The sequence below is a fragment of the Borrelia hermsii DAH genome, assembly GCF_023035675.1.
GTDB lineage: Bacteria > Spirochaetota > Spirochaetia > Borreliales > Borreliaceae > Borrelia > Borrelia hermsii.
The window spans coordinates 496,066-519,040 of sequence record NZ_CP073136.1 but is presented as its reverse complement, the minus strand read 5'-3'; the positions used below and the strand labels follow the sequence as shown (position 1 = coordinate 519,040).

The window sequence follows — 22,975 nt, the reverse complement described above, 5'->3', positions numbered from 1 at the left end:
ATAAACGGATGCTTAATTGATAAGGAAAAAAAGGAATAGTAAACGAAAAAAAAGTAGCTTTAATCAAATAGATATATTTTTAATATTATTTGCAATATTCCTAACAGGACTGTGCTTATTACTCATAATTCAAAATTCACTAATTAAAAATATATTCAATGAACAAATTGACAATAATGACAATTTTGAATTTAGTCAATCAAAACCTAATAAAATAGAAGCAAGACTAGATAATACAAAAAATGAAACTATAAAAATACTTAGTAATGAAAATTTTTTAATCAAGCCACCTGAAATACAGAAGATTGAAGAAGAATTTAAATATCAAGAACAAAAACACTTAAAAAACAAAAAAGAAGTTAAGCTATATTTTATAAAAGTAACTGCTGAGGGACATTTTTTAAAACAAGGGATTAAGAGAACTATTCAATATGATAAAAATATTCTTAAAGAAACATTAAAAGCACTAATTAATGGTCCGAATGAATATGAACTTAAAAATAATTTCTTAAGTCTAATTCCTATCAATACCAAAGTATTAAACTTAAGTATAAGTGATGGAATTGCTCACATAAATTTATCTAAAGAGTTTTATGAAAATAGCTTTGGAGTAGAAGGAACAATCAATCAGATAAAGCAAATTATTTCAACATGTCTTGAAATTCAAGGCATCAATGGAATAACCTTAAAAATTGAAAACAATCCAATAATACTTGAAGATTTAAATTTAAACTTTTCAGGAATTCTAGATAACACAAAACTCGCAAAATATTAAAAATTAATATCACCAATAAGTGCAAGAGATTGCGCAAGATTTATTGAACTATCTTTAACAACTAAAAACATAAATTCTTGATTTCCCTTCCGTCCCTTGATTGTAAGTTTTAAAATATTTTTAATTTGTAAGTTATTATCATAAAATTTTCTAATTACCTTCTCTAATATCTCACTTAAATACCTATTTTCAACTACACCATTAAAATCTTTTATATCTAAATCTAATCCTTTAAGCTCAAATTGAGGCTTAACAAGAGCAACGATAAGCCTATCAGAAAGTCTATCAATTAAATCTGCACATATACTTACGACAGATCTAAAAGAGACATCAATAACAGCTAAATTAGGTTGCATGTCAAATTGTTGAATATCAAAAATATTAGTCTTTTCAAAAACTCTAACCCTCGGATCAACTCTTAACTTATAAGAGAGTTGATTAAATCCAACATCAACTGCATAGACTAACTTTGCACCTTCTTGCAAAAGACAATCCGTAAAACCACCTGTTGAAGCGCCAACATCAATGCAGATTTTATCTTTAAGTGTAATTTTAAATGTTTCTAAAGATTCAAAAAGTTTAAATCCCCCTCTTGAAACAAACTGCCTAGATTTATTCTCTACTAAATCTATTTTACTATTTCTTAACAGCAAAACCTTAGGATTTCTTTCTTTATGAGAATTGACATACACCCTGCCAGTCAAAATTAGAACTCTGAGTTCTTCTCTTGTTAAACTTGGATAAGTTTTACAAAGCACATTTAATAAACTATTTCTGTATTCTTTCAATTTTCAAAGCACGTCCCGTCTTTAAATGAGAAGTAATAACAACTCCCTGTATAATTACATCATCTTCAACGGTTTCTGTTCGTAAAGCTACATATTCAAGTAATCCTTTAAGAGAAATTTCAGGATTAAATCCTATTACAGAGTTTAAACTACCAGTCATTCCAAGATCACTAATATAAGCAGTTCCCTTGTCTAGAATTCTCTCATCTTGAGTCATTATATGTGTATGTGTACCAACAACCCCCGTTACCAATCCATTCAAAAAATACCCAAAGCTTTCTTTCTCATAATTACTCTCAGCATGAAAATCAACAAAAATAGTCTTAACCTTATTCCTAATCATGTTTACAACTTTTTTTATATTTTCAAAAGGATTTTTAACAATGAAAGTCATTCCTAAAAATCCCTGAATGTTTATAACAGCAACCTTTTCATTCTTAACATTTAAAATACAATATCCATGCCCTTCAAGTAGATCTGAAAAATTATTTGGCCTTAAAATATACTCTTGTTTATCCAAATATTCTCTTATACTACTTTCTGCATAAACATGATTACCTGTAGTAATAACATTTACACCTGCCTTAAAAAGATTTTCCGCTATCTCCGGAGTAATTCCAAAGCCACCTGAGGAATTCTCTCCGTTAACAATTGCCAAATCTATATTGTACTTCTCTTTAAGACTCTTAAGATTAAAAAAAATCTTTTTAAGTCCCCCATCACCTATGATATCTCCAATTATCAAAGCTCTAATAACATCATTATCTTGCATACTCAATAACTCTAGTCTCACGAATAATAGTAACTTTTATTTTGCCAGGATACCTCATCTCAACTTCTATCTTTTTTGCAATATCTCTTGCAAGCATAGTAGCTTTCTCATCATTAACCAATAAATTATCAACAATTATTCTAACTTCACGACCCGCCTGAATTGCATAACATTTTTGGACGCCCTCAAATCCATACGCAATCTCTTCAAGTCTCTTAAGTCTACTTATGTAATTATTTAAACTCTCACGTCTTGCACCAGGACGAGATGCGGAAATAGCATCAGCTATTTGGACAATGATAGCCTCAAAACTTTCAGGCTTTATTTCATTATGATGTGCAGCAATAGCATTAACGACAATATCGCTCTCCCCACAACTCTGAGCAAGCTCAGCACCTGTAATAGCATGTCCCTCACTATTCTCAGAAATACTCTCCATGCCCTTTCCAATATCATGTAAAAGACATGCCCTTTTAACAACAACAGGATCTAATTTCATCTCTTTAGCTAAAATTTCTCCGATTATTGCTGTTTCTTTTGAATGACTTAAAACGTTCTGACCATAACTGCTTCTAAAGTAAAGTCTTCCAAGACCTCTAATCAGTCTTTTATCAAATCCATGTATATTTAAATCAAATACTGCCTTCTCGCCTTCCTCAAGAATAATATTATTGATCTCATTAGTAACACTATAAACAATCTCTTCAATTCTTGCAGGATGAATTCTCCCGTCTGCAACAAGTCTTTCAAGGGTCCTTTTAGCTATTTCTTTTCTTACTGGATCAAAACAAGATATAACAACAGCCTCAGGAGTATCATCAATAATAATATCTGCACCTATTAATGTCTCAAGAACCCTAATATTACGTCCTTCTTTGCCGATGATTCTACCTTTCATCTCATCATTAGGCAGTTCAACAGCAGTAACTGTAAACTCAGAGCTGACCTCTGTTACTATGCGTTGCATAGTAGAGACCAATATATCTTTAGCTACCTTATCTGCTAAAAGTTGAGCCTCTTGCTCACTTTTATTAATAATAATCTGAGCATCTCTTTTAGATTCATTTTCAACTCTTTCAATTACAATCTTTCTTGCTTCTTCTTTTGTAAGACCAGCAATATTTTCTAACTTTTTAACAAGAGATAATTCCTTATCTCGTATAATTTTTTCTTTTTGCTCAAATTCTTTAAGCTTAAAATCAATCCTACTCTGCTGCTTATCAAGAGCTGATATTCTCTTATCTAAAGTCTCTTCTCTTTGTAATAATCTTCTCTCTAAATTAAAAACTTCATTTTTTCGTTCTCTTATTTCCCTATCTTGCTGATTCTTCTCTTTAAGCATTTGGGCTTTTGTATGCGAAATAACTCGTTTTCTTTCATTTTCTATCTCTAAGATTGCCTCTTCTTGTACCTTCTTTAGCTTTTTATCTAAATTTAATAAAGAAAATCTACCTAAAATAATTCTTATTACAAAACCTAATACAATACCTAAAATACCAGCAAGAATAGAAGAAAAAGTAATATATGACATACAATTTACCCCCTATTCCACCAAACCAATTAAATATAAATCCTTTAGAAGAAGGACATATTTAATATGTAAGACTATTACTTTTCTTCTAAGGTTTTATCAACTAGTTCAAGAATTGCCATCTCAGCTGCATCTCCATACCTTCGTCCTAGCTTAATAACCCTAACATAACCACCCTTTCTTTCTTTAAAGATAGGGGAAATTTTAGTAAATAATTTATTAAGAATAAATTTATCATGTATAAATTTTGACACTTCTCTCCTATTATGCACGCTATCAATTTTAGCTCTTGTAATTAACTTCTCAGCAAATCTCTTAACTTCACTTAACTTTGCCTTAGTAGAAGTTATTTTTTCATGCTTAAAAAGAGAAATTACCATATTTTTTAAAAGCGCCTTTCTATGACTTGACTTTCTATTTAACCTATTAAATCCTACCTTAGTCTTCATATAAAAATGGTCTCCCTTCTAATGAGATATTTTATCGTTTTTATTCAATATTTTTAGAGCTTCTGTCTTAGACATTCCCAAAAACAATCCATAAACACTAAGTTTTTCAACTATTTCCTCTAAACTTTTCTTTCCAAAGTTTCTTGCCTTTGAAAGTTCCTCTGCACTCTTGCTAATAAGCTCTCCTAAAGTCTTAACATTTTCCTTGGTTAAACAATTAAGAGATCTAACAGACAAATTCAATTTCTCAATATTCATGTTAAGTATATCGGAATCTCTAAATTCAGAATCATCAACAGAATGTACAACTTTATCTTCAAAATTAACCAATGGAAGTAAAAACTCCCTTACTATAGACGCCGCCTTTTTAATTGCATCCTTAGCACTAATTACACCTGTTGTCCAAATCTCCATAACAAGCTTATCATAATCAGATCTCTGTCCAACTCTAGTATCTTCAACAGAATATGTAACCTTTTCTATTGGGGAGAATATAGAATCAAGTGCAATGGTATTAACTTCTTCTAAATACTTAGCATTATGTTCAGAAGAAACATACCCTCTTCCATAATCAACTTGAAATTCAAAATCCAAATTCGCTTCACTTGAAAGTGTAGCAATAACTAAATCTTTATTACAAACCTCAACACCTTCTCTTTCAAGATGAACTGCCTTTAAGACATTAGTATCTTTCCCATTAACAGAAACACTTATTGTTGCACTCTTAACTCCCTCATCTAACTTTAAATGAATATTTTTAATATTAGCAATTACTTCAAGAGTATCTTCTACAACACCAGGTATTAAATCAAATTCACTTGAAACGATCTTTAAAGATCCACCTTGATTAGACTGAATTCTCATAGCAGAAATAGCATATCCTTCAATAGAAGACAGCAAGACGCGCCTTAAAGTGTTACCAATAGTAACACCAAAACCTTTCTCAAAAGGATATATTATAAACTTCCCATAAGAGCCATCATCCTCCCCTCTTAAAAATTCAATCCTATCAGGTATAGTAAAATCTTTTAAAAGTTTTCCTAAAGACATCAATAGCTCCTCTAACTAAACTCGTCTAGTTTTCTTAGGCCTACACCCATTATGCGGTATTGGGGTAACATCTGAGATTGATTTAACAATGATACCTGTTGATCCAACAGCTCGTATGGCAGACTCTCTACCAATTCCTGGACCTTTAACAAAAACATGAACATAATTAATACCAAAATCCTTAACCTTGCCTAAAGCTGCTTCTGCAGTCATCTGAGCAGCATAAGGGGTTGATTTTTTAGCACCCTTAAAGCCCATTCCACCTGCACTTGCCCAAGCTAAAGTATTTCCCCTTATGTCTGATACAGTCACGATTGTATTATTAAAAGTAGCCTGTATATAAACATTGCCTTCGCCAATACTTCTTTTTACCTTTTTTTTATTAGTTGATACTTTTGCACTCAAGCTTCTCCCTCCTACATAAGCAAAACAACTTTATTTAGAAGCCATCTTTTTATTAGCTACAGTTTTTCTCTTTCCCTTCCTAGTTCTTGCATTAGTTTTAGTTCTCTGCCCCCTTAAGGGTAAACCTTTCCTATGTCTAAGCCCTCTATAACATGCAATATCCATAAGCCTTTTAATAGACATAGCTAACTCACTTCTAAGCTTCCCCTCAACAACATAATCACTCTCAATTATTTTTCTAAGCTTATTAACTTCATCATTATCCAACTCTTTAGCTCTTTTATCTGGCAAAACACCCGTTTTTTCGCAAATTTCTAAAGCCCTAGCTCTTCCTATGCCATAAATAGACGTAAGAGCGATCTGAAGTTGTTTGTTATTTGGCAAATCTATTCCTGCTATTCTAGCCATTTTTTCCCCTTATTTTTGTCTTTGTTTGTGTTTAAGATTATCACAAATAATTCTTAAAACACCTTTTCTCTTTATTACTTTACACTTTTCACAAATTGGCTTTACGCTTACCCTAACTTTCATAAATTACTCCTAAATTTTCTGCAAAAAAGCATACTTTTTACCAGTTCCACGAGACAATCCTTGAGTCTTTAAATATGCATCAATCTGAATTAATGTATCAAGAGCTACTCCTACCATAATAAGCAGTGAAGAACTACCCATAATCCTTGAGACATCATAAGGAAATCTAAAAATATTTTGCACTAAAAACGGAATAATTGCAATAATAGACAGAAAGATAGAGCCTGAAAATAATGTTCTATTCATAATTTTATCCAAATAGCCCTCCATCTCATCTGCCTTTATACCCGGAATAGTTCCCCCATTTTTTCGAATATTATTACTTATATCTTTTGGGCTTAATTGTATCTTTGAATAAAAATAGGTAAATCCTATTATTAAAACTACATTCAATAAAGTATAATAAAGCCCATTGGGTCTTAAATAAGATAAAATTTGCCTTGATAGAGCAGAAGTTCCAGCAAATCCACTCAAAATTTGCAAAGGCAAGGTAATAAGCACAGATGCAAAAATAACAGGTAAAACACCTGACGGGTTAAGCTTGATTGGCAAATACGAACTAACTGTATTCCTGGAGTTTGCTCTAGCATAATGAATAGCAATTCGTCTTTGTGCCTTATACTCATATATGATTAATATCACAACTAAAATAAAAACACCTAGCACTAATATCACAAAGACAGGATTAATATTTTGCAATGGATCTCTCATGCTTTGAAAAAGATTAAATAAAGCTGCTTGAAGTCTAACTACTATTCCTGAAAAGATTATTAAAGATACACCATTCCCAATTCCTCTCTGATTAATTTGCTCACCAAGCCATAAAAGAACAAAAGTACCTGTTGTAACTGTTAAAATAGCAATGAAAATGTATCTATAAAAAGGTATATTAAGCGCTCCTGGAATACTTTTAGCATAAAGACTAGTAGCATATCCTTGGGCTACTGCCGCAACAATCGTTAGATATTTTGTGTATTTTTTGATTTTTTTCCTTCCATTATCCCCTTCTTGCATCTTTTTAAGAGAAGGAAAAGAATAAACAAGAAGTTGAATAATAATTGATGCTGAAATATAAGGACCTATGCTAAGCATAAATATAGAAAAATTACTAAAAGCACCACCTGAAAAAAAATCAAAATAATTAGTAATTGAAAAATCTGACTGAGATTTAAAATAACTTCTAAGAGCCACAGGATCTACTCCTGGTATTGGCAAGTAAGAACCCACTCTAAAAATAAAAAGAATAAATAGAGTAAATAAAAATTTGCTCCTTAAATCCTTAATTGAAAATAAATTAAAAAACAAACCCTTCATTTCACTACCATTCTAAAGTAATTTAATACTGCAACCAATTTTTGTTGCCAATTCTTCAGCAGACTTTGAAATACGAGTAACTTCAAAATTCACCTTCTTAGTAAGCCCGCCATTAGCCAAAATCTTGATCTTTTTCTTATTCTTGCCTACAAGCCCTTTTTCTAACAAAGTACTATAATTTACTAAATCTCCAGTTTCAAATTTTCTATCTATGTCCCCAAGTCCCACAATCTCATACTTCACCTTATAATCATGATTGGAAAAACCTCTTCTTGGAAGTCTTCTATAAAGAGGGGTTTGTCCCCCTTCAAAACCAATCCTTGGTGAACTATTTCTAGCTTTTTGTCCCTTTTGTCCTCTACCAGAGGTTTTTCCAAGACCAGAACCTGGACCCCTACCAACAATTTTTCGAGACTTATTAGCCCCTGAAGGTCTCCTTAGCTTAACCATTTTTTACCTCACTTAATAAAACCATACTAATTACACTATTAAGCATCCCTTGAAGAGACTTATTTAAAACATGAATTTTTCTATCTCCTATTCTCTTAAGACCCAAAGCTTTCAATGTCTTAACCTTACTATCTAATTTTCCAATAAGACTTCTCTTAAGCTCAACTTCGACCTTAATGTCACTCTTAGCAAGAATTTCTCTATTTATTGCCATCTTCTGAATAAAAGCTCTATTCTTAGCTCTAGATCTTGATGCTTTAAATCTAATCTTTTTAAGCTGAAGTCGTAATTTTCTCTTAATCATAAACTAACTCCATAAAGTCCTTAAAGTTTTACCTCTTATCGCTGCTACCTTTCTAGCATCCAAAACTAAGTCAAATGCTTTAAAAGTCGCCTTTACCACATTCATAGAATTATTTGACCCAAGAGATTTACTTAAAATATCATGGACTCCCAATGCTTCCATGACAGCACGAACAGGTCCACCTGCAATAATACCAGTACCTTGAGTTGCTGGTTTAATTAAAACTTTGGCTTTTTTAAAATCCCCAATGACCATATTAGGAAGAGTACCCCTTTTAATAGGAACAGATCTTAAGTTTTTCCTAGCATTAGTTAAACTCTTCTTTATTGCATCACTAGCATCATTAGCCTTGCCAAATCCCCAGCCAACATGACCCTCACCATCACCAACAACCATAAAAGCAGAAAAAGAAAACCTTCTCCCACCCTTTACAACCTTAGTAACTCTATTTAATGATATTAATTTCTCTATTTGCTTCTTATGAACTTGAGCTTCCACTATAATTCCCCCTAAACATCAATACCGGCTTCACGCAAAGAAGTTGCAAAACTTGCAATAAGGCCGTGATATTTATAACCATTTCTATCAAAAATAAGCCTACTTATGTTCTTATCTTTAAGTCTCTTTGCAAGAACTTCACCTAGTTTCTTTACATCATCAATATTTTTGTTCAACTTAAGATCCTTCTCAATGGTAGAAACGCTTGCAAGAGTATGGCCAGCCATATCATCAATAACTTGAACATAAAAATATTTATTGGATTTAAAAACTGTAACCCTAGGCCTATCTGCAACACCAAATCCAATTCTATCTCTTATTCTCTTCTTACGTTTTATATTTCTTTTTTCAGCTTCTTTTACTTTTTTCATAAATACTCACCTAAAACCTATTTTTTTACTCCCGATTTTCCTACTTTTCGTCTGCTTACTTCATTATCATATCTAATTCCTTTGCCCTTATATGGCTCTGGAACCCTTAAACTTCTAATCTCAGCAGCAACCTGTCCAACTCTGCACTTATCTATACCCTCAACAGCAATTTTGGTATTACCCTCAAGTCGAATATTAACTCCTTCAGGAATTACATACTCAAATTGAGTTGAATATCCCAAGTTAAAGAAAAGACTCGTTCCTTGTTGCTCAACCCTATACCCTATACCATTAATAGTGAGAGATTTTGAAAATCCATCAGATACTCCCTTAACCATATTAAAAATTAAACTTCTATAAAGCCCATGAAAAGCTCTTGTCTGTTTATCGTCCAAAGAACGCTCAACAATAATATTACTATCCTCAACTCTAACCCGAATTCTACTATTTATTTCTTGGCTTAATTTGCCTCTCTTACCCTCAACTGTTACTATGTTGTCATTAATGTCAACTTTCACAGAATCAACTATCTTTATAGGAAGTTTACCAATACGTGACATAATTTACCTACCTCTTAAACCTTACCAAACTGAGCAAATTAGCTCACCACCTACTTTATTATCTTTAGCTTGCTTGCCAGTAATAACACCTTTTGAAGAAGATACTATCAATATGCCATATCCATTTTTTATTCTTGGCATATTCTTGTATGAAGAATAAACTTTTCTACCAGGAGTTGAAATAGCATCTATTCTATTTATAGCCGGATTTCTCTTACTATCATAATTTAGTATTGCTTTAATAAAAGAAATGCCCTTATTATCAAAAATATTATAACCCTTAATATACCCTTCTTCCCTTAAGATGTCTAAGATAGACTTATTTATTTTAGACATCTTTAAGTCTACAGACTCATGCTTCACCCTACTTGCATTTCTTATCTTAGTTAACATATCTCCCACTGAATGCGTAACAGCCATAAATTCTCCTTACCAGCTTGATTTTGAGACACCAGGAATTAATCCTGCAGATGCATGATTCCTAAAGCATATACGACACATACCAAAATCTCTCATATACCCCTTTGGACGCCCACATAACTTACATCTATTCTTTTGCCTTGTTTTATATTTTGGCTTTCGTAAGGCCTTAACTATCATTGATTTTTTAGCCATAAATAAAAACTCCTTTAATTACTAAATGGCATACCAAACTTAGAAAGCAAAGCTTTACCCTCTTTGTCGTTTAAAGCCGTAGTTACTATCGTAACGTTTAAGCCAGATATCCTCTCTATTTTATCATAATCTATCTCAGAAAATATTATTTGCTCTGCTATCCCAAAAGAGTAATTACCATTACCATCAAAAGCATTGCCATCTACACCTCTAAAATCTTTAACACGAGGCAACGCTAAATTAATAAGTTTATATAAAAACTCATACATAATATTACCCCGAAGCGTAACCTTAGCTCCTATATCTTGACCTTGTCTAATCTTAAATCCAGCAATAGCTTTCTTAGCCTTTGTCTTAACAGCCCGTTGCCCAGTAATTTGACTAAGCTCAGAAATAGCTGAATCTAAAAGCTTTTTATTCTTAACAGCATCACCTACTCCCATAGAAACAACAATTTTCTCTATTTTTGGCGCCTGCATAATAGACTTATATTGAAATTCACTAACAAGCTCTTTTATAACGTTATCTTTATAATGCCTCTTTAACTCAGGAACATAACTCATAAGCTAAACATTCTCCCCATTCTTTTTAAGGTATCTCTTTTTTTCTTTATTTTCAAATTTAATCCCTACTCTTGAAGTTATACCATTTGAAAATAACATTACATTTGAAATGTCTACAGGTGCTTCTTTATCAATTATCTTGCTCTTTTCTTGAGGGGTTCTTGCCTTGATAACTTTTTTAACCATATTACAAGACTTGACAACAACCTTAAGATTTTTTCTATCTATGCTAACAATTTCACCCGTCTTCCCTCTATCCTTACCACAAAGAATCTTTACATTATCACCTACTTTCAATTTTGTCTTCATAAATAGCCCCTTATATTACCTCTGAAGCTAATGAAACAACTTTCATAAAGTTAGCATCTCTTAGCTCCCTTGCAACAGGTCCAAAAACTCTCTTACCTCTTGGATTTAAATTAGCATCAAGTATAACACATGCATTATCATCAAATCTAACATAAGTCCCATTTTTACGTCTTATCTCTTTTGATGTTCTAACAACTACAGCTTTATGCACATCTCCCTTCTTAACAGGTGAATTGGGAATTGCTTGTTTCACAGCAACAACTATTATGTCTCCAACCCTAGCATATCGTTTTTTACTTCCACCAAGAACTTTTATGCACTGTGCGATCTTACCACCAGTATTATCAGCAACTGTTAAATATGTCTGTATCTGCACCATAATCAATCTCCTCTATAAAAATGACTGGAATTACTTTGACCTCTCCAGGATTTCAACAAGCATCCATCTTTTCTCTTTACTAATAGGCCTGGACTCAATAATTCTTACCTTATCTCCAAGTCTTGATTCTTCTCTCTCATCATGAGCTTTAACTCGTCTACTCACTTTTAAGTACTTATGATAGATAGGATGCATTTTTCTTTGAACAATCTCAACAACTATTGTTTTACTCATCTTATCACTAACAACCTTTCCAATTAGATCTTTCTTATTTTCCCTTGCCATAATACTTAAACCTTCCTAATACCTATTGCATATTCATGAATTATTGTATTAAGCCTTGCAATGTCTCGCCTCAGCTCTCGTTTTTTTAAAGGATTCTCAACATGACCAACCACAGCCTTAAATCTTAAATCCATATATTCCTTTCTTAAAGCCAATCTCCTAGCTTTCATATCCTCAAGAGTAAGATCCTTAAATTTTTTTAACATAATTCACCTCAAATCTCGCCTTACTACAAATGTAGTCTTAACCGGGAGCTTAGAACTGGCAAGCATCATTGCTGCCTCAGCAAGCTCTCTAGGCACTCCAGCCATCTCAAACATAACAGTCCCAATCTTAACAGGAGCATTCCAATGATCAACTCCTCCCTTACCCTTACCCATTCTAGTTTCAGCCGGCTTCTTAGTATAAGGCACATCTGGAAATATTCTGATCCAAACCTTACCTCCCCTTTTAACCCTACGAGTCATAGCAACACGGGCTGCTTCAATTTGCCTTGCAGTAATAAAATATGTATCAAGAGAAACAAGTCCATATTCTCCAAAAGATATTTTATTACCCTTATGAGCCTCTCCAGAAAGTCTTCCTCTTTGCTTCTTTCTATATTTAACCTTCTTAGGACTTAACATTTAACGCTCCTTAAAGATTCTAGACATCAGAACCATTTTTCTTTTTAAAATCATTATTGGATTTAGATCCAAGTTCTAATTTTTCCTTAGAAAATTTATCGTCATTTAAAACTTTTCTACCCCTATCATCTACTCTACTTCTGTCAAAATGCTCACTCTTTTCTCTTGAAGATTTTCTGTTAATTACCTGACCAGCATCTGAATTAGTCTGTTTTCCTAAAACTTCTCCCTTAAACAACCAAACTTTAACACCAATAACACCATAAGTTGTTTGAGCCTCGGCAAAACCATAGTCTATATTAGCTCTAAGAGTATGTAAAGGAACCCGTCCTTCTTTAACTTCAAAACTTCTGGCAATCTCAGCTCCACCAAGTCTGCCTGAAACCTTAATTTTTACACCTTGAACACCTTTGGAAATAGAAGATAAAAGCGAAGACTTTAAAAGTTTCCTATAAGAAGCTCTATTCTCAAGCTGCTTTGCTATTCCATTAGCAACAATTTGCGCATCAAATTCTGGCTTCTTAATCTCTTTTATTTTAATATTAATCTTTTTAGATATTTTTCTAGTTAATAACTGCCCAATCTTTTCAAGATTGGCACCCTTAACTCCAATAACAGAACCAGGTCTTGGGGTAGAGACTACTACTGTCACTCTTTGAAGATTATTTCTAATAATCTCTATGTCAGAAATATCAAATCTAATTCCTTTAAAAAACTTCATAGTTTCTCGTCTTATTAAGAAATCTTCGTGAAGAATCTCAGAATATAATTTTTTATCAAAATACCACTTTGATTTCCAATCCCTATTAATCTTAATTCTTAAACTGTAAGGATGTACTTTTTGACCCATATCTTATTCTCCACCATACATCTTTTCATAAACTTCAACAAAAATATGACAACTTCTATTAACAAGCCTGTCTGCTCTACCTCTAGCTCTAGGCCAAATGCTTCTACGCTTTCTTCCATCGTCTACCATGACTGTCTTTACAAATATCATATCTTCAGAAAGATTCCTATTATGATACATAGCATTCGATGCTGCTGACTTGACCACTTTACCTAAAAGTTTAGCACCTTTATTGGGCATAGAATAAAGTATTGCAACGGCCTCAGTATAAGGTTTGCCTCGTATATTATCGGCTATAGGCCTTACTTTTTTTGGAGAAGATGGCAAATTCTTGCCTCTTGCAGTATATCTTCTATTTACAAACATAAACTCTACTTCCTTCCCTTCTTATCTGATTTAGCATGTCCTCTAAAAATTCTTGTAGGTGAAAATTCTCCAAGCTTATGCCCAACAAGATCCTCAGTAATATACACAGGAATAAAAGACTTCCCATTGTAAACAGATATAGTAAGACTTACCATCTCAGGAATTATTGTTGAGGCTCTGGAATAGGTTTTAATTACTACCCTTTTCTCTCTGCCAGAAGAGGCCAAAACTTTTTGATAAAGACTTTTTTCTATAAAAGGTCCTTTTTTAATAGATCTTGCCACTACACACTCCTACTTATTTCTTCTTTTAATGATAAATTTATCTGAATACTTCTTTTTCTTCCGGGTCTTATATCCCTTAGTTGGCTGCCCCCAAGGTGATACAGGATGACGACCACCAGAAGTCTTACCCTCACCACCTCCATGCGGATGGTCTACAGGATTCATCGCAACACCTCTTACTTTAGGCCTTCTGCCAAGCCATCTACTCTTACCAGCCTTACCAATAGAAACATTTACGTAATCTTCATTTCCAACTTCTCCAAGAGTTGCCATGCATTTCTTAAAAATCATGCGCATCTCGCCTGATGGAAGCTTAACTGTTACATAATCTCCCTCAGAAGCAAGCACCATCGCATATCCCCCAGCACCTCTTACAAGCTGTCCACCTTTTCCAATATTAAGCTCAATGTTATGCACTGTCTTACCAACAGGAATATTCTCAAGTGGCAAAGCATTACCAATCCTTATTGGGGAATTTGGACCGCTCTCTAAAATATCGCCGACTTTAATTCCTTTAGGAGCAATAATATATCTCTTATCCCCATCTTTGTAAACAAGCAAAGCTATATTAGAACTTCTATTTGGATCATACTCAATAGATACAACTCGAGCAGGTATACCGAACTTATCCCTTCTGCCAAAGTCAATCTCTCTATACCGTCTCTTATGTCCTCCACCTCTTCTTCTAACACTAATTCTTCCAGAAGAATCTCTTCCAGCCCTAGATACCTTCCCTCTAGTTAAAGACTTCAAAGGGTTATTACCCTTACTCAACTCATCAAATGATAAAGTTGTCTTATAACGCAAAGATGAAGTTTTTGGCCTATAAGTCTTAATACCCATATTTTTCTCCAAACCTACTAAAAAATATCTATCTTATCTTCTTTTTTAAGATAAACATACGCCTTTTTCCATGAAGAAGTTTTCCCTTTGCCAATAGGATAACCTTTTCTTGACACAACCGTTTTAACCTTGCTCTTAACATTAAGCAAATTACATGACATTGGAGTAACATTAAAAAGTTCCTTAATAGCAGCACCAATCTCTTTTTTATTTGCTTGCTTTTTAACCTTAAAAGCATAAACATTCATATTCTCTCTTTGAATATTAGTTTTCTCAGTAAGCATAGGCGAAATTATTATATCATAAGCTTTCATAACTCATCCCTACTATCCATCTTATTTAACATAAAGCTCATTAAGCCCATTAACAGCAGACTCAAGCGCTATTAAATTTTTAGCATAAAATAAATCAACAACTCTAAGTCTATTGAACGATAAAATCTTTAAATCTCTTATATTGCGTCCTGCTCTTTTAACCATCTGATCATCATTGCCCAATAAAATTACTGTTTTACCATTAATCTTTACAAAATGCTTCATTATCGAAGCAAGCTCTCTTGTTTTTCCTGATTCAATAGTAAAATTTTCAACGATCTTTAATCTATCTTCTGCAGATGCACATAAACTTAAAACAGATCTAAAAGCAAGTCGTTTAACTTTCCTTGGAAGCTTATAACTATAGTCCCTTGGTTTTGGCCCTAAAGCTATACCTCCACCAACCCAAATTGGATTCCTCTTGGTACCAACCCTTGCACGTCCTGTGCCTTTTTGTTTCCAAGGCTTCTTTGAACTACCCCTAACCTCAGACCTAGTTTTAGTTGAAGCTGTTCCAACTCTAAGATTAGCTAGCTCATTATTAATAGCATTATATATAGAACCATAACTAATATCTATATTAAAAACTCTATCCTCTAAATCTATAGTTCGAAGTTCTTGTCCATCCTTAGAAAAAACTTTTCTTTCCATACTAAACACCCACTTTTTTTGCCTTTTTAACAATAACAAAAGAACCCTTAACTCCTGGCACAGCTCCTTTTACCAAAATGGCTCTTTTCTCCTCATCAATAAAAACAACTTCAAGATTTTGAATAGTTTGTTGCTCTCCACCCATTCTGCCAGCCATTTTAGTGCCCTTAAAGGTTCTAGAAGGTGTAGCAGCTTGACCTGTACTACCAAGATGTCTATGAAACTTAGAACCATGCGAAGATGGACCACCACTAAAATTATGTCTCTTCATAGCCCCTTGAAAACCTTTACCTTTAGTAGTACCAGTAATATCTACATACTTAATCTCTTTAAAAGCATCAAGGCCAACCTCATCACCAGCATCATAACCTTTAAGTCCTTTAAATTCTATCACATATTTCTTAGGCTCAACATTTTCTAGGTTTTTATATTGACCTTTTATAGGTTTTGAAATTTTAGAACTCTTAAGATCGACAGAGCCCATTATCAGAGCATCATACCCATCTCTCTCTACCGTCTTTTTTCCTATAATATAATTGGGCTCAAATTCTATCACCGTCACAGGCACCACAACTCCATTGCCTTGAAAGACCTGCGTCATGCCAACTTTTTTTCCAATCAATCCCAACATTAAAACACCTCAAATTCATAACTTAAAAAATCTATTTACTGCTTAATATCAACCTCCACTCCTGCAGGAAGCTCTAATTTCATTAAAGAATCCATCAAAGCAGAAGTAGGCTCTAAAATATCAATAAGCCTCTTATGAGTTCTCATTTCAAACTGTTCTCTTGATTTTTTATTAACATGAGGAGAACGCAAAACAGTATATTTCTTTATCTTTGTCGGCAAAGGAATAGGACCTTTAATTTGTGCCTTAGACTTTTGAACAGCCCTAACAATAGATTCAGCGCTCTGATCCAATATCTTAACATCAAAACTAAAAAGTCTTACCCGTATCTTATCTTTAGTAATCAATTTATTCTCCTAAACTTTAGAGATATAAAAACCTCTAAACCCTACACTATTCCAATATTTCAAGAATCCTTCCTGAAGCAACTGTTCTACCACCTTCTCTAACAGCAAACTCAACATTTTTATCCATAGCTATTAAAGATATAAGTTCAACAACAATGTCAACATTATCTCCAGGCATAACCATTTCCTTGCCCTCTAAGCTAACCATACCTGTAACATCAGTTGTTCTAAAGAAAAACTGTGGTCTATATCCTGAAAAGAATGGTTTATGTCTTCCGCCTTCTTCCTTAGTTAGACAATATATAGAAGCCTTGAACTTTTTATGAGGAGTAATTGTACCAATAGCAGCAATAACCTGACCTCTCTCAACATCCTTTTTATCAACACCTCTTAACAAAAGACCAACATTATCCCCTGCCTCACCTTGCTCAAGAATCTTTTGAAACATTTCAACACCAGTAACAGTTGTCTTTCTGGTTTCTCTAATTCCAACGATTTCAACTTCTTGTCCAACCTTAATAATACCTCTTTCAATACGACCAGTAGCAACAGTACCACGTCCAGAGATAGAGAAAACATCTTCAATAGCAAGCAAAAATGGCTTATCAATATCTCTCTCAGGAAGATCAAAATAACTATCCATAGTTTCAAGAAGTTCCTTTATGCATTTTGTAGCTTCAGGATCATCAGGATTTGACATAGCCCCAAAAGCCGAACCCTTGACTATTGGTGTATCGCCAGGGAATCCATATTTTTCAACAAGTTCCAAAACTTCAACTTCAACAAGTTCAACAAGTTCAGGATCTGCTAAATCTAATTTATTTAAAAACACTATTATTTTCTTTATTCCCATTCGCTGCGCAAGAAGTAAATGTTCTTTTGTCTGAGGCTCTGCTCCACTATCAGCAGCAACCAGCAATATTGCCGCATCCATCTGAGCTGCACCTGTAATCATATTTTTAATATAGTCAGCGTGTCCGGGACAATCAACGTGAGCATAATGCCTACCAGCAGTTTCATACTCAATATGTCTGGCATTAATTGTTATTCCTCTTGCTTTCTCTTCAGGCGCATTATCAATATCTTCATACTTGAGCGCCTTAGCATCTTTATTTACCTTTGAACAATAAATACTAATAGCTGCTGTTAATGTTGTCTTACCATGGTCAACATGCCCTATTGTACCCACATTCATATGCGGCTTTGTTCTCTGAAAAACTTCCTTAGCCATGAATCACCTCCCAAAATTTATACTCTCAATTTTTACCTATTCTTCAAAACTCTTATTTTAAGAATTCTACCTTGTTTCTTCATTAAGATACAACAATCATAAAATAAGTAAAACTACTATATTTAAAAAACATAACTTCTTAGAAATTGACCCGATTTTTCGTGTTTTTCTAAAAGAATTCTTAATAACTCTATTAGTCTACATATTATTTAAAATATAGTCAATACGTTTAATGTCTTAATATAAAATATACAAAACAAGCAATATTGTGCTAATGCACAGTTGACAATCATAAAGACAAGGTAAATTTTAAGAAAATAATGATATGAATATTAAAATTTACCGATTATTCTAAGATTACGGTTAAAGGATTACAATAAAATAACAATATGTCACGACACAATTTGAAACATAGACTATTAAACAGTATTACAATACTCATTGTATCCATAACTATATCATGTATAAAAAACAATTCCGTAAAATCAAAAGAAATCAGCAGAGATATTACCCATATTATCAGCATAAAGAAAAATACAGAAAAGATTGAAATTATAAGATTTCATACTAACAATAAAAACGAATTAATCATTACTCTTAAAAACAACAGAAAAACAGATATAAAGCAAAATTCATTAGCAATTTTTAAGAAAGGAAATAAAACCGGTCATCTAATTAAAGAAGGCATTAAAGCAGAAGAAGAAAAAACTTTTAAACTAAATATCAATATCAACAAGAAACAAAAAAATATATTTTATATATTTTTAAAACAAGATTAATTTATCAATATCCAATTTTATATAATTTCTCTATTCCTAATATAAATATTATTCACTCTTGATTTTTAATCCAACCAACATAAAACTAACATAAAATGAACCAAAACATGCTCATTAAATTGATTATATTTTTTTCTGGTAAGAATTATTAAAAATAATGCTCTTTGGCAAGCCCTTAGCATCTTGAACTAAAGAACTTAAGTTAAAATATGATGTAAATCAATCCCAATTTATAAATTAATATTACTGTATTTTCATCCAATATCTAGTAAAAGTCAAACACAACACAATAATTAAAGCCACATAATTTGAAATTATAAAAGCATATCCCAACGAATCTTCTATAACTCCAAAATATTGAAAGATAAACACAACTGGCAAGCGAACAATCCAAAGACGAATACAACTAACAATCATAACAATCTTTGTAAGTCCTACGCCTATCAATCCTCCAAAAAAAACTTGTTGCAATCCAAATCCAACAGTTCCAATTGATGCCAATAATAAATAACGATTAGCATAATCAAAAACTTCTAAATCATCTGTGAAAATCTTTATTATAATCTCTCTAAAAGATATTATGAACGATGCAACTGTGATCATTATTATTAAGGTAACAAGAAATCCCTTTTTTAAAGTATCTTCTACCCTGCTAATATTTTTTGCACCAAGATTTTGTCCAACAATTGAAACAATTCCAGTACCAATACTCATTCCAGGAAGAAGTAAAAAAGAAATAATATTATTGGCCATGCCATAAGCAGCTAAAAATTTTGAGCCAATTTGAATTACAATATAATTAAAAATTAAAAACGACAAAGAAGCCATAACATGGCCAAAAGCCGCTGGAAGACCTAAGTTAATAATATTTTTTATTATAGCAATATCTGGAACAATATCCTTTAAGCGCACTTTAAGTCCACAATTTAGTCTATAAGTAAAAAAAAGATAAGAAAAAACTGTCATTAATTTTGCAAAAAGAGTAGACCAAGCAGCACCAGCAATACCTAAATTACAAGTAAACATTAAAATTGGATCAAGAATAAAATTAATAATATTTGCAACCAAAATTAGCATCATTGAAATGACAGTCTCGCCTTGAGCATTTAATATGTATACAACAGCAATACTTAAAAACATTATGGGTATCGCATAGATTACAACATAAAAATAAGATTTTGCAAGCTCTTTAAGCTCGCCACTTACACCCATAACATCTAAAATAAGATCTATAAATATTAAAACTAAAACTGTAACAAATAAAGACAATACAAAATTTAAAAATATCAATTGCCCTGCATATTTTGAAAACTTAGCAAAAGTCTCTTCCCCAATACATCTAGACATTAACGATACGCTTCCTGTAGCCATTCCCATAGCAAAAACCATAATAAGGAAATTAATAGGCCCAGTAAGAGATAATGCAGCAAGCGGCATAGCCCCAAGCTTCCCAACATAAAACATATCTGCAAATTCATAAAAAGCCTGAAACACATTAGTTGCCACGATAGGAAAACTGATAACTAAAAGCACTCGATATAAATTGTCTTCCAATATTAATTTTCTAATTTTAGTCCTACTTATTGACATAAAAATATACCTTGCATTCTATTATACTGACAAATTGGCAAGTTTTATGAAAAAGCACGCTTTTATTCAACTCTAAAAAAACAAATAAATAAAATAGATTGTGAAACTTATGTAAAACACATGACTAACCCATAAATCTGGATAACACTAAAAATAACATTCTATTATCTTGCCTTTCTTAAAAAGGCAAGCTTACTTTTACCTAATAAAAATAAAATTTATTGCTCTTTCACTCTCTTAATCTTTGCTCCCAGAGAACTTAACTTGGTAACAACATCCTCATATCCCCTCTCAATTTGATAAACATTTTGAATACGACTCTCACCCTTAGCACAAAGAGCTGCAATAAGCAAAGACATACCAGCCCTAACATCAGGAGAGGACACATTACTTCCCTTAAGAATAGTTTTCCCTGTAACTACCACACGATGGGGATCACAAAGAACGATCTGAGCACCCATTTTAATAAGCTTGTCTACAAAAAACATTCTTGATTCAAACATTTTCTCAAAAATAAGAACAGTTCCTTGAACTTGAGTTGCAGTTACTATCATTATACTCATAAGATCTGTTGGGAAAGCTGGCCACGGTCCGTCATCAATCTTGGGAATATGTCCCCCAAAATCTAATTTCACCTTTAAAGACTGTTTTTCCTTAACATATATATTTTCGTTGTCATACTCAAAATTAATGCCAAGCCTTGAATATACATGTCTTATTAAGATAAAATTCTTAGGATCAGCCTTGTTAATCTCAAGCTCACCCCCTGTTAATGCAGAAAGACTAATTAAAGAACCTACCTGCATGAAATCAGCACCTATGCGAAATCTAGTTCCACTTAATTTTTTTACGCCCTTTATTCTAAGCATATTAGAACCAATACCAGAAATATCAGCACCCATAGCATTCAACATGCTACATAAATCTTGCACATGCGGTTCACATGCAGCATTCATTATCACTGTCTCACCAACAGCAAGAACAGCGGCCATAATAATATTCTCAGTGGCAGTAACTGATGCCTCATCTAAAAACATCTCAGCACCAACCAATTTATCTATTTCTAAAACAATCCGTTTATTCTCTATTAACTTAGCACCAAGCTTACCAAGTCCATAAAAATGAGTATCAAGACGCCTTTTGCCAATAACATCTCCACCAGGGGGAGCAATATCGATTCTCCCACACCTAGCAAGTATAGGTCCCACCAACAAAATTGAGGCTCTAATTAAATCTGTCAAGGAAGAATCTAACTCAGTTTTCATAATATTTAAAGCCTTAATTTTAAGGATATTACCTTCCCTTAACGCCTCAACCCCTATGTCCTTTAAAATTTGCAAAATAACTTCTACATCTTTAATATCTGGAACATTATCTAAAATAACTTCCTCATCTGTAAGCAATGCCGCTACAATGCAAGGCAAAGCTGCATTCTTATTTCCACTAGCTGTTATCTTTCCACCTATTTTAAAACCACCCTCTAAAAGATAGCTATACATTATTACCTCCAAACTAAACAAAGCTTGCATCAATAAAACACATTTTAGAAAATTAAAGGTGTCGTTTTAAACGTTATTACTATTCTCAAGACTAGCATCAAAATCGATGTATTCCCTTACAACTTCAACCATCACAGCTTTCCCATCATTAATCTCAACTATAACACCATTAAAACCAAGCCCATCCCAAGATTCAGTAAATCGATTATTTAAAAAACCTCGTAAGAATTTATCTATCTCAAATTTAGGTGCGTATCCAATAACACTATTTAAACTGCCAACTCTACCAAGATCAGTAATAACTGCAGTATGATCAAAAATTCTAAGATCTGCTGTTAATATTCTCTTCCCAATACCCAGACAAGCACTAACTCTAGATTTTAGATAAAAAAACATGGCATTAACCTCAGCAGTAGTATTTGAATCAAAGAGTACAATTATATTATTAGTATGCAACTTAATTTTTTCGTAAAAATAATCAAAAGCAAAAAAAGGATTATTAAAATTATATTTTGTAATTCCTGTCTGTCCAACAAGTCTAATTACGGCAACCTTACTGCCATTAACATTGTAAATAAAATAAGAATAACCTTTTAATTTGGCAGGACAATTTAAAGGTTTTAAAATAAAATTATATTTATCAAGTTCATCGCTAAGTCCAGCTCTTACAAACGCATTTTCTCCTAAAGTCAAAACATCAATACCATACTTTTTTAGCAAAAATGCATGTCTTTTACACAGGCCTCGAAACCCTGTAGTAAAATTATTACCAGATATCACAAAATCAATGCCATTTCTTTGTTTAAAAGAAGACAAAAAATTCTTCATCACAATAATGCCAGGCTTGCCTATAACTTCCCCAGCAACTAAAATCCGCAAACTCACCAAAGCCTCTCTCTTTATTTATCCAGATTAAAAAACTTAGAAATAATATTTTTAAAAAAAATATTTGATACAAAATAGCTTACCACAATTGAAATAATAATCATAAAAAAAACCAAAATAAACTGAAAAA

At 32.7% G+C, this 22,975-nt stretch carries 36 protein-coding genes; 2 read left to right on the top strand and 34 right to left on the bottom strand.

Annotation, left to right across the window (positions count from 1 at the left end):
* Positions 1–16 precede the first annotated feature (16 nt).
* Complete coding sequence (locus tag bhDAH_RS02555; protein ID WP_012422268.1) at positions 17–775, top strand: GerMN domain-containing protein; 759 nt, start codon at positions 17–19, stop codon at positions 773–775.
* Here the strand turns inward: bhDAH_RS02555 and bhDAH_RS02550 are convergent.
* The 31 genes from bhDAH_RS02550 to tuf form a co-directional block, all read right to left on the bottom strand.
* Entirely contained in the window at positions 772–1,563 is a 792-nt protein-coding gene (locus bhDAH_RS02550) for a TlyA family RNA methyltransferase (RefSeq protein ID WP_012422267.1), read from the bottom strand. The genes bhDAH_RS02555 and bhDAH_RS02550 overlap by 4 nt on opposite strands.
* A complete protein-coding gene (locus tag bhDAH_RS02545; RefSeq protein ID WP_043924450.1) occupies positions 1,544–2,335 on the bottom strand; it encodes a TIGR00282 family metallophosphoesterase in 792 nt (263 codons plus the stop codon). Before bhDAH_RS02545 ends, bhDAH_RS02550 begins: the two co-directional genes overlap by 20 nt.
* A complete protein-coding gene (gene rny, locus bhDAH_RS02540) occupies positions 2,325–3,866 on the bottom strand; it encodes a ribonuclease Y (RefSeq protein WP_012422265.1) in 1,542 nt (513 codons plus the stop codon). Before rny ends, bhDAH_RS02545 begins: the two co-directional genes overlap by 11 nt.
* 77 nt (positions 3,867–3,943) lie before the next feature.
* Positions 3,944–4,315: a 50S ribosomal protein L17 gene (gene rplQ, locus bhDAH_RS02535; RefSeq protein WP_012422264.1), complete on the bottom strand. Its 372-nt coding sequence runs from the start codon at positions 4,313–4,315 to the stop codon at positions 3,944–3,946.
* Positions 4,316–4,333: 18 nt separating this feature from the next.
* The gene (locus bhDAH_RS02530; RefSeq protein ID WP_043924449.1) at positions 4,334–5,365 is read right to left on the bottom strand and encodes a DNA-directed RNA polymerase subunit alpha; all 1,032 of its coding nucleotides are present in this window, start codon (positions 5,363–5,365) and stop codon (positions 4,334–4,336) included.
* Positions 5,366–5,380: 15 nt separating this feature from the next.
* Positions 5,381–5,770 carry a 30S ribosomal protein S11 gene (gene rpsK / locus bhDAH_RS02525; protein ID WP_012422262.1) on the bottom strand — a complete coding sequence of 130 codons (390 nt, stop codon included), beginning with the start codon at positions 5,768–5,770 and terminating at the stop codon, positions 5,381–5,383.
* A gap of 30 nt (positions 5,771–5,800) precedes the next feature.
* Positions 5,801–6,178 carry a 30S ribosomal protein S13 gene (rpsM, locus tag bhDAH_RS02520; protein ID WP_012422261.1) on the bottom strand — a complete coding sequence of 126 codons (378 nt, stop codon included), beginning with the start codon at positions 6,176–6,178 and terminating at the stop codon, positions 5,801–5,803.
* Between the two features lie 9 nt (positions 6,179–6,187).
* A complete protein-coding gene (gene rpmJ, locus bhDAH_RS02515) occupies positions 6,188–6,301 on the bottom strand; it encodes a 50S ribosomal protein L36 (protein WP_002557090.1) in 114 nt (37 codons plus the stop codon).
* A 9-nt stretch (positions 6,302–6,310) separates the two neighbouring features.
* A complete protein-coding gene (secY, locus tag bhDAH_RS02510) occupies positions 6,311–7,615 on the bottom strand; it encodes a preprotein translocase subunit SecY (RefSeq protein WP_012422260.1) in 1,305 nt (434 codons plus the stop codon).
* A 12-nt stretch (positions 7,616–7,627) separates the two neighbouring features.
* Positions 7,628–8,065, bottom strand: a complete 438-nt coding sequence (gene rplO, locus bhDAH_RS02505; protein WP_012422259.1) for a 50S ribosomal protein L15 — start codon at positions 8,063–8,065, stop codon at positions 7,628–7,630.
* On the bottom strand, positions 8,058–8,369 hold the full coding sequence (rpmD, locus tag bhDAH_RS02500) for a 50S ribosomal protein L30 (RefSeq protein WP_012422258.1): 312 nt from the start codon (positions 8,367–8,369) through the stop codon (positions 8,058–8,060). The genes rplO and rpmD overlap by 8 nt, the downstream gene beginning before the upstream one ends.
* 3 nt (positions 8,370–8,372) lie before the next feature.
* Positions 8,373–8,867, bottom strand: a complete 495-nt coding sequence (gene rpsE / locus bhDAH_RS02495; protein ID WP_012422257.1) for a 30S ribosomal protein S5 — start codon at positions 8,865–8,867, stop codon at positions 8,373–8,375.
* An 11-nt stretch (positions 8,868–8,878) separates the two neighbouring features.
* On the bottom strand, positions 8,879–9,238 hold the full coding sequence (gene rplR / locus bhDAH_RS02490) for a 50S ribosomal protein L18 (protein WP_012422256.1): 360 nt from the start codon (positions 9,236–9,238) through the stop codon (positions 8,879–8,881).
* Positions 9,239–9,255: 17 nt separating this feature from the next.
* Positions 9,256–9,798, bottom strand: a complete 543-nt coding sequence (gene rplF / locus bhDAH_RS02485) for a 50S ribosomal protein L6 (RefSeq protein ID WP_012422255.1) — start codon at positions 9,796–9,798, stop codon at positions 9,256–9,258.
* Positions 9,799–9,819: 21 nt separating this feature from the next.
* Positions 9,820–10,218 carry a 30S ribosomal protein S8 gene (rpsH, locus tag bhDAH_RS02480; RefSeq protein ID WP_012422254.1) on the bottom strand — a complete coding sequence of 133 codons (399 nt, stop codon included), beginning with the start codon at positions 10,216–10,218 and terminating at the stop codon, positions 9,820–9,822.
* Positions 10,219–10,227: 9 nt separating this feature from the next.
* Complete coding sequence (locus bhDAH_RS02475) at positions 10,228–10,413, bottom strand: type Z 30S ribosomal protein S14 (protein ID WP_011772438.1); 186 nt, start codon at positions 10,411–10,413, stop codon at positions 10,228–10,230.
* 14 nt (positions 10,414–10,427) lie between these two features.
* Complete coding sequence (rplE, locus tag bhDAH_RS02470; RefSeq protein ID WP_012422253.1) at positions 10,428–10,976, bottom strand: 50S ribosomal protein L5; 549 nt, start codon at positions 10,974–10,976, stop codon at positions 10,428–10,430.
* Between the two features lie 3 nt (positions 10,977–10,979).
* Positions 10,980–11,285, bottom strand: coding sequence for a 50S ribosomal protein L24 (gene rplX, locus bhDAH_RS02465; RefSeq protein WP_012422252.1), 306 nt, complete (start codon positions 11,283–11,285; stop codon positions 10,980–10,982).
* Positions 11,286–11,295: 10 nt separating this feature from the next.
* On the bottom strand, positions 11,296–11,664 hold the full coding sequence (rplN, locus tag bhDAH_RS02460; RefSeq protein ID WP_025406557.1) for a 50S ribosomal protein L14: 369 nt from the start codon (positions 11,662–11,664) through the stop codon (positions 11,296–11,298).
* Between the two features lie 30 nt (positions 11,665–11,694).
* On the bottom strand, positions 11,695–11,949 hold the full coding sequence (gene rpsQ, locus bhDAH_RS02455) for a 30S ribosomal protein S17 (protein WP_012422250.1): 255 nt from the start codon (positions 11,947–11,949) through the stop codon (positions 11,695–11,697).
* 5 nt (positions 11,950–11,954) lie between these two features.
* A complete protein-coding gene (gene rpmC / locus bhDAH_RS02450; protein WP_012422249.1) occupies positions 11,955–12,155 on the bottom strand; it encodes a 50S ribosomal protein L29 in 201 nt (66 codons plus the stop codon).
* Positions 12,156–12,158: 3 nt separating this feature from the next.
* Positions 12,159–12,575 carry a 50S ribosomal protein L16 gene (gene rplP / locus bhDAH_RS02445; RefSeq protein WP_012422248.1) on the bottom strand — a complete coding sequence of 139 codons (417 nt, stop codon included), beginning with the start codon at positions 12,573–12,575 and terminating at the stop codon, positions 12,159–12,161.
* Between the two features lie 19 nt (positions 12,576–12,594).
* Positions 12,595–13,425: a 30S ribosomal protein S3 gene (gene rpsC, locus bhDAH_RS02440; RefSeq protein WP_012422247.1), complete on the bottom strand. Its 831-nt coding sequence runs from the start codon at positions 13,423–13,425 to the stop codon at positions 12,595–12,597.
* 3 nt (positions 13,426–13,428) lie between these two features.
* Positions 13,429–13,791, bottom strand: coding sequence for a 50S ribosomal protein L22 (rplV, locus tag bhDAH_RS02435; RefSeq protein ID WP_012422246.1), 363 nt, complete (start codon positions 13,789–13,791; stop codon positions 13,429–13,431).
* A 5-nt stretch (positions 13,792–13,796) separates the two neighbouring features.
* Positions 13,797–14,075: a 30S ribosomal protein S19 gene (rpsS, locus tag bhDAH_RS02430; protein WP_011772429.1), complete on the bottom strand. Its 279-nt coding sequence runs from the start codon at positions 14,073–14,075 to the stop codon at positions 13,797–13,799.
* Positions 14,076–14,084: 9 nt separating this feature from the next.
* A complete protein-coding gene (rplB, locus tag bhDAH_RS02425; protein WP_043924448.1) occupies positions 14,085–14,918 on the bottom strand; it encodes a 50S ribosomal protein L2 in 834 nt (277 codons plus the stop codon).
* Positions 14,919–14,935: 17 nt separating this feature from the next.
* Positions 14,936–15,232 (bottom strand): 50S ribosomal protein L23, encoded by a 297-nt coding sequence (rplW, locus tag bhDAH_RS02420; RefSeq protein WP_012422244.1) that lies wholly within the window; start codon positions 15,230–15,232, stop codon positions 14,936–14,938.
* 21 nt (positions 15,233–15,253) lie between these two features.
* Positions 15,254–15,883 carry a 50S ribosomal protein L4 gene (rplD, locus tag bhDAH_RS02415; protein ID WP_043924447.1) on the bottom strand — a complete coding sequence of 210 codons (630 nt, stop codon included), beginning with the start codon at positions 15,881–15,883 and terminating at the stop codon, positions 15,254–15,256.
* A gap of 1 nt (position 15,884) precedes the next feature.
* Positions 15,885–16,514 (bottom strand): 50S ribosomal protein L3, encoded by a 630-nt coding sequence (gene rplC, locus bhDAH_RS02410; protein ID WP_012422242.1) that lies wholly within the window; start codon positions 16,512–16,514, stop codon positions 15,885–15,887.
* Positions 16,515–16,549: 35 nt separating this feature from the next.
* Complete coding sequence (rpsJ, locus tag bhDAH_RS02405) at positions 16,550–16,861, bottom strand: 30S ribosomal protein S10 (protein ID WP_011772424.1); 312 nt, start codon at positions 16,859–16,861, stop codon at positions 16,550–16,552.
* A gap of 46 nt (positions 16,862–16,907) precedes the next feature.
* On the bottom strand, positions 16,908–18,092 hold the full coding sequence (tuf, locus tag bhDAH_RS02400) for an elongation factor Tu (RefSeq protein WP_012422241.1): 1,185 nt from the start codon (positions 18,090–18,092) through the stop codon (positions 16,908–16,910).
* A gap of 404 nt (positions 18,093–18,496) precedes the next feature.
* On the opposite strand from tuf, the gene bhDAH_RS02395 reads away from it, so the two are divergent.
* Complete coding sequence (locus bhDAH_RS02395) at positions 18,497–18,871, top strand: hypothetical protein (protein ID WP_417852128.1); 375 nt, start codon at positions 18,497–18,499, stop codon at positions 18,869–18,871.
* Between the two features lie 243 nt (positions 18,872–19,114).
* On the opposite strand, the gene bhDAH_RS02390 is transcribed toward bhDAH_RS02395, so the two are convergent.
* The 3 genes from bhDAH_RS02390 to bhDAH_RS02380 form a co-directional block, all read right to left on the bottom strand.
* Positions 19,115–20,461, bottom strand: a complete 1,347-nt coding sequence (locus tag bhDAH_RS02390; protein WP_012422239.1) for an MATE family efflux transporter — start codon at positions 20,459–20,461, stop codon at positions 19,115–19,117.
* 218 nt (positions 20,462–20,679) lie between these two features.
* Positions 20,680–21,960, bottom strand: coding sequence for a UDP-N-acetylglucosamine 1-carboxyvinyltransferase (murA, locus tag bhDAH_RS02385; protein WP_043924446.1), 1,281 nt, complete (start codon positions 21,958–21,960; stop codon positions 20,680–20,682).
* 66 nt (positions 21,961–22,026) lie between these two features.
* Positions 22,027–22,845, bottom strand: a complete 819-nt coding sequence (locus bhDAH_RS02380) for a TIGR00282 family metallophosphoesterase (protein WP_043924445.1) — start codon at positions 22,843–22,845, stop codon at positions 22,027–22,029.
* Between the last annotated feature and the right edge of the window lie 130 nt (positions 22,846–22,975).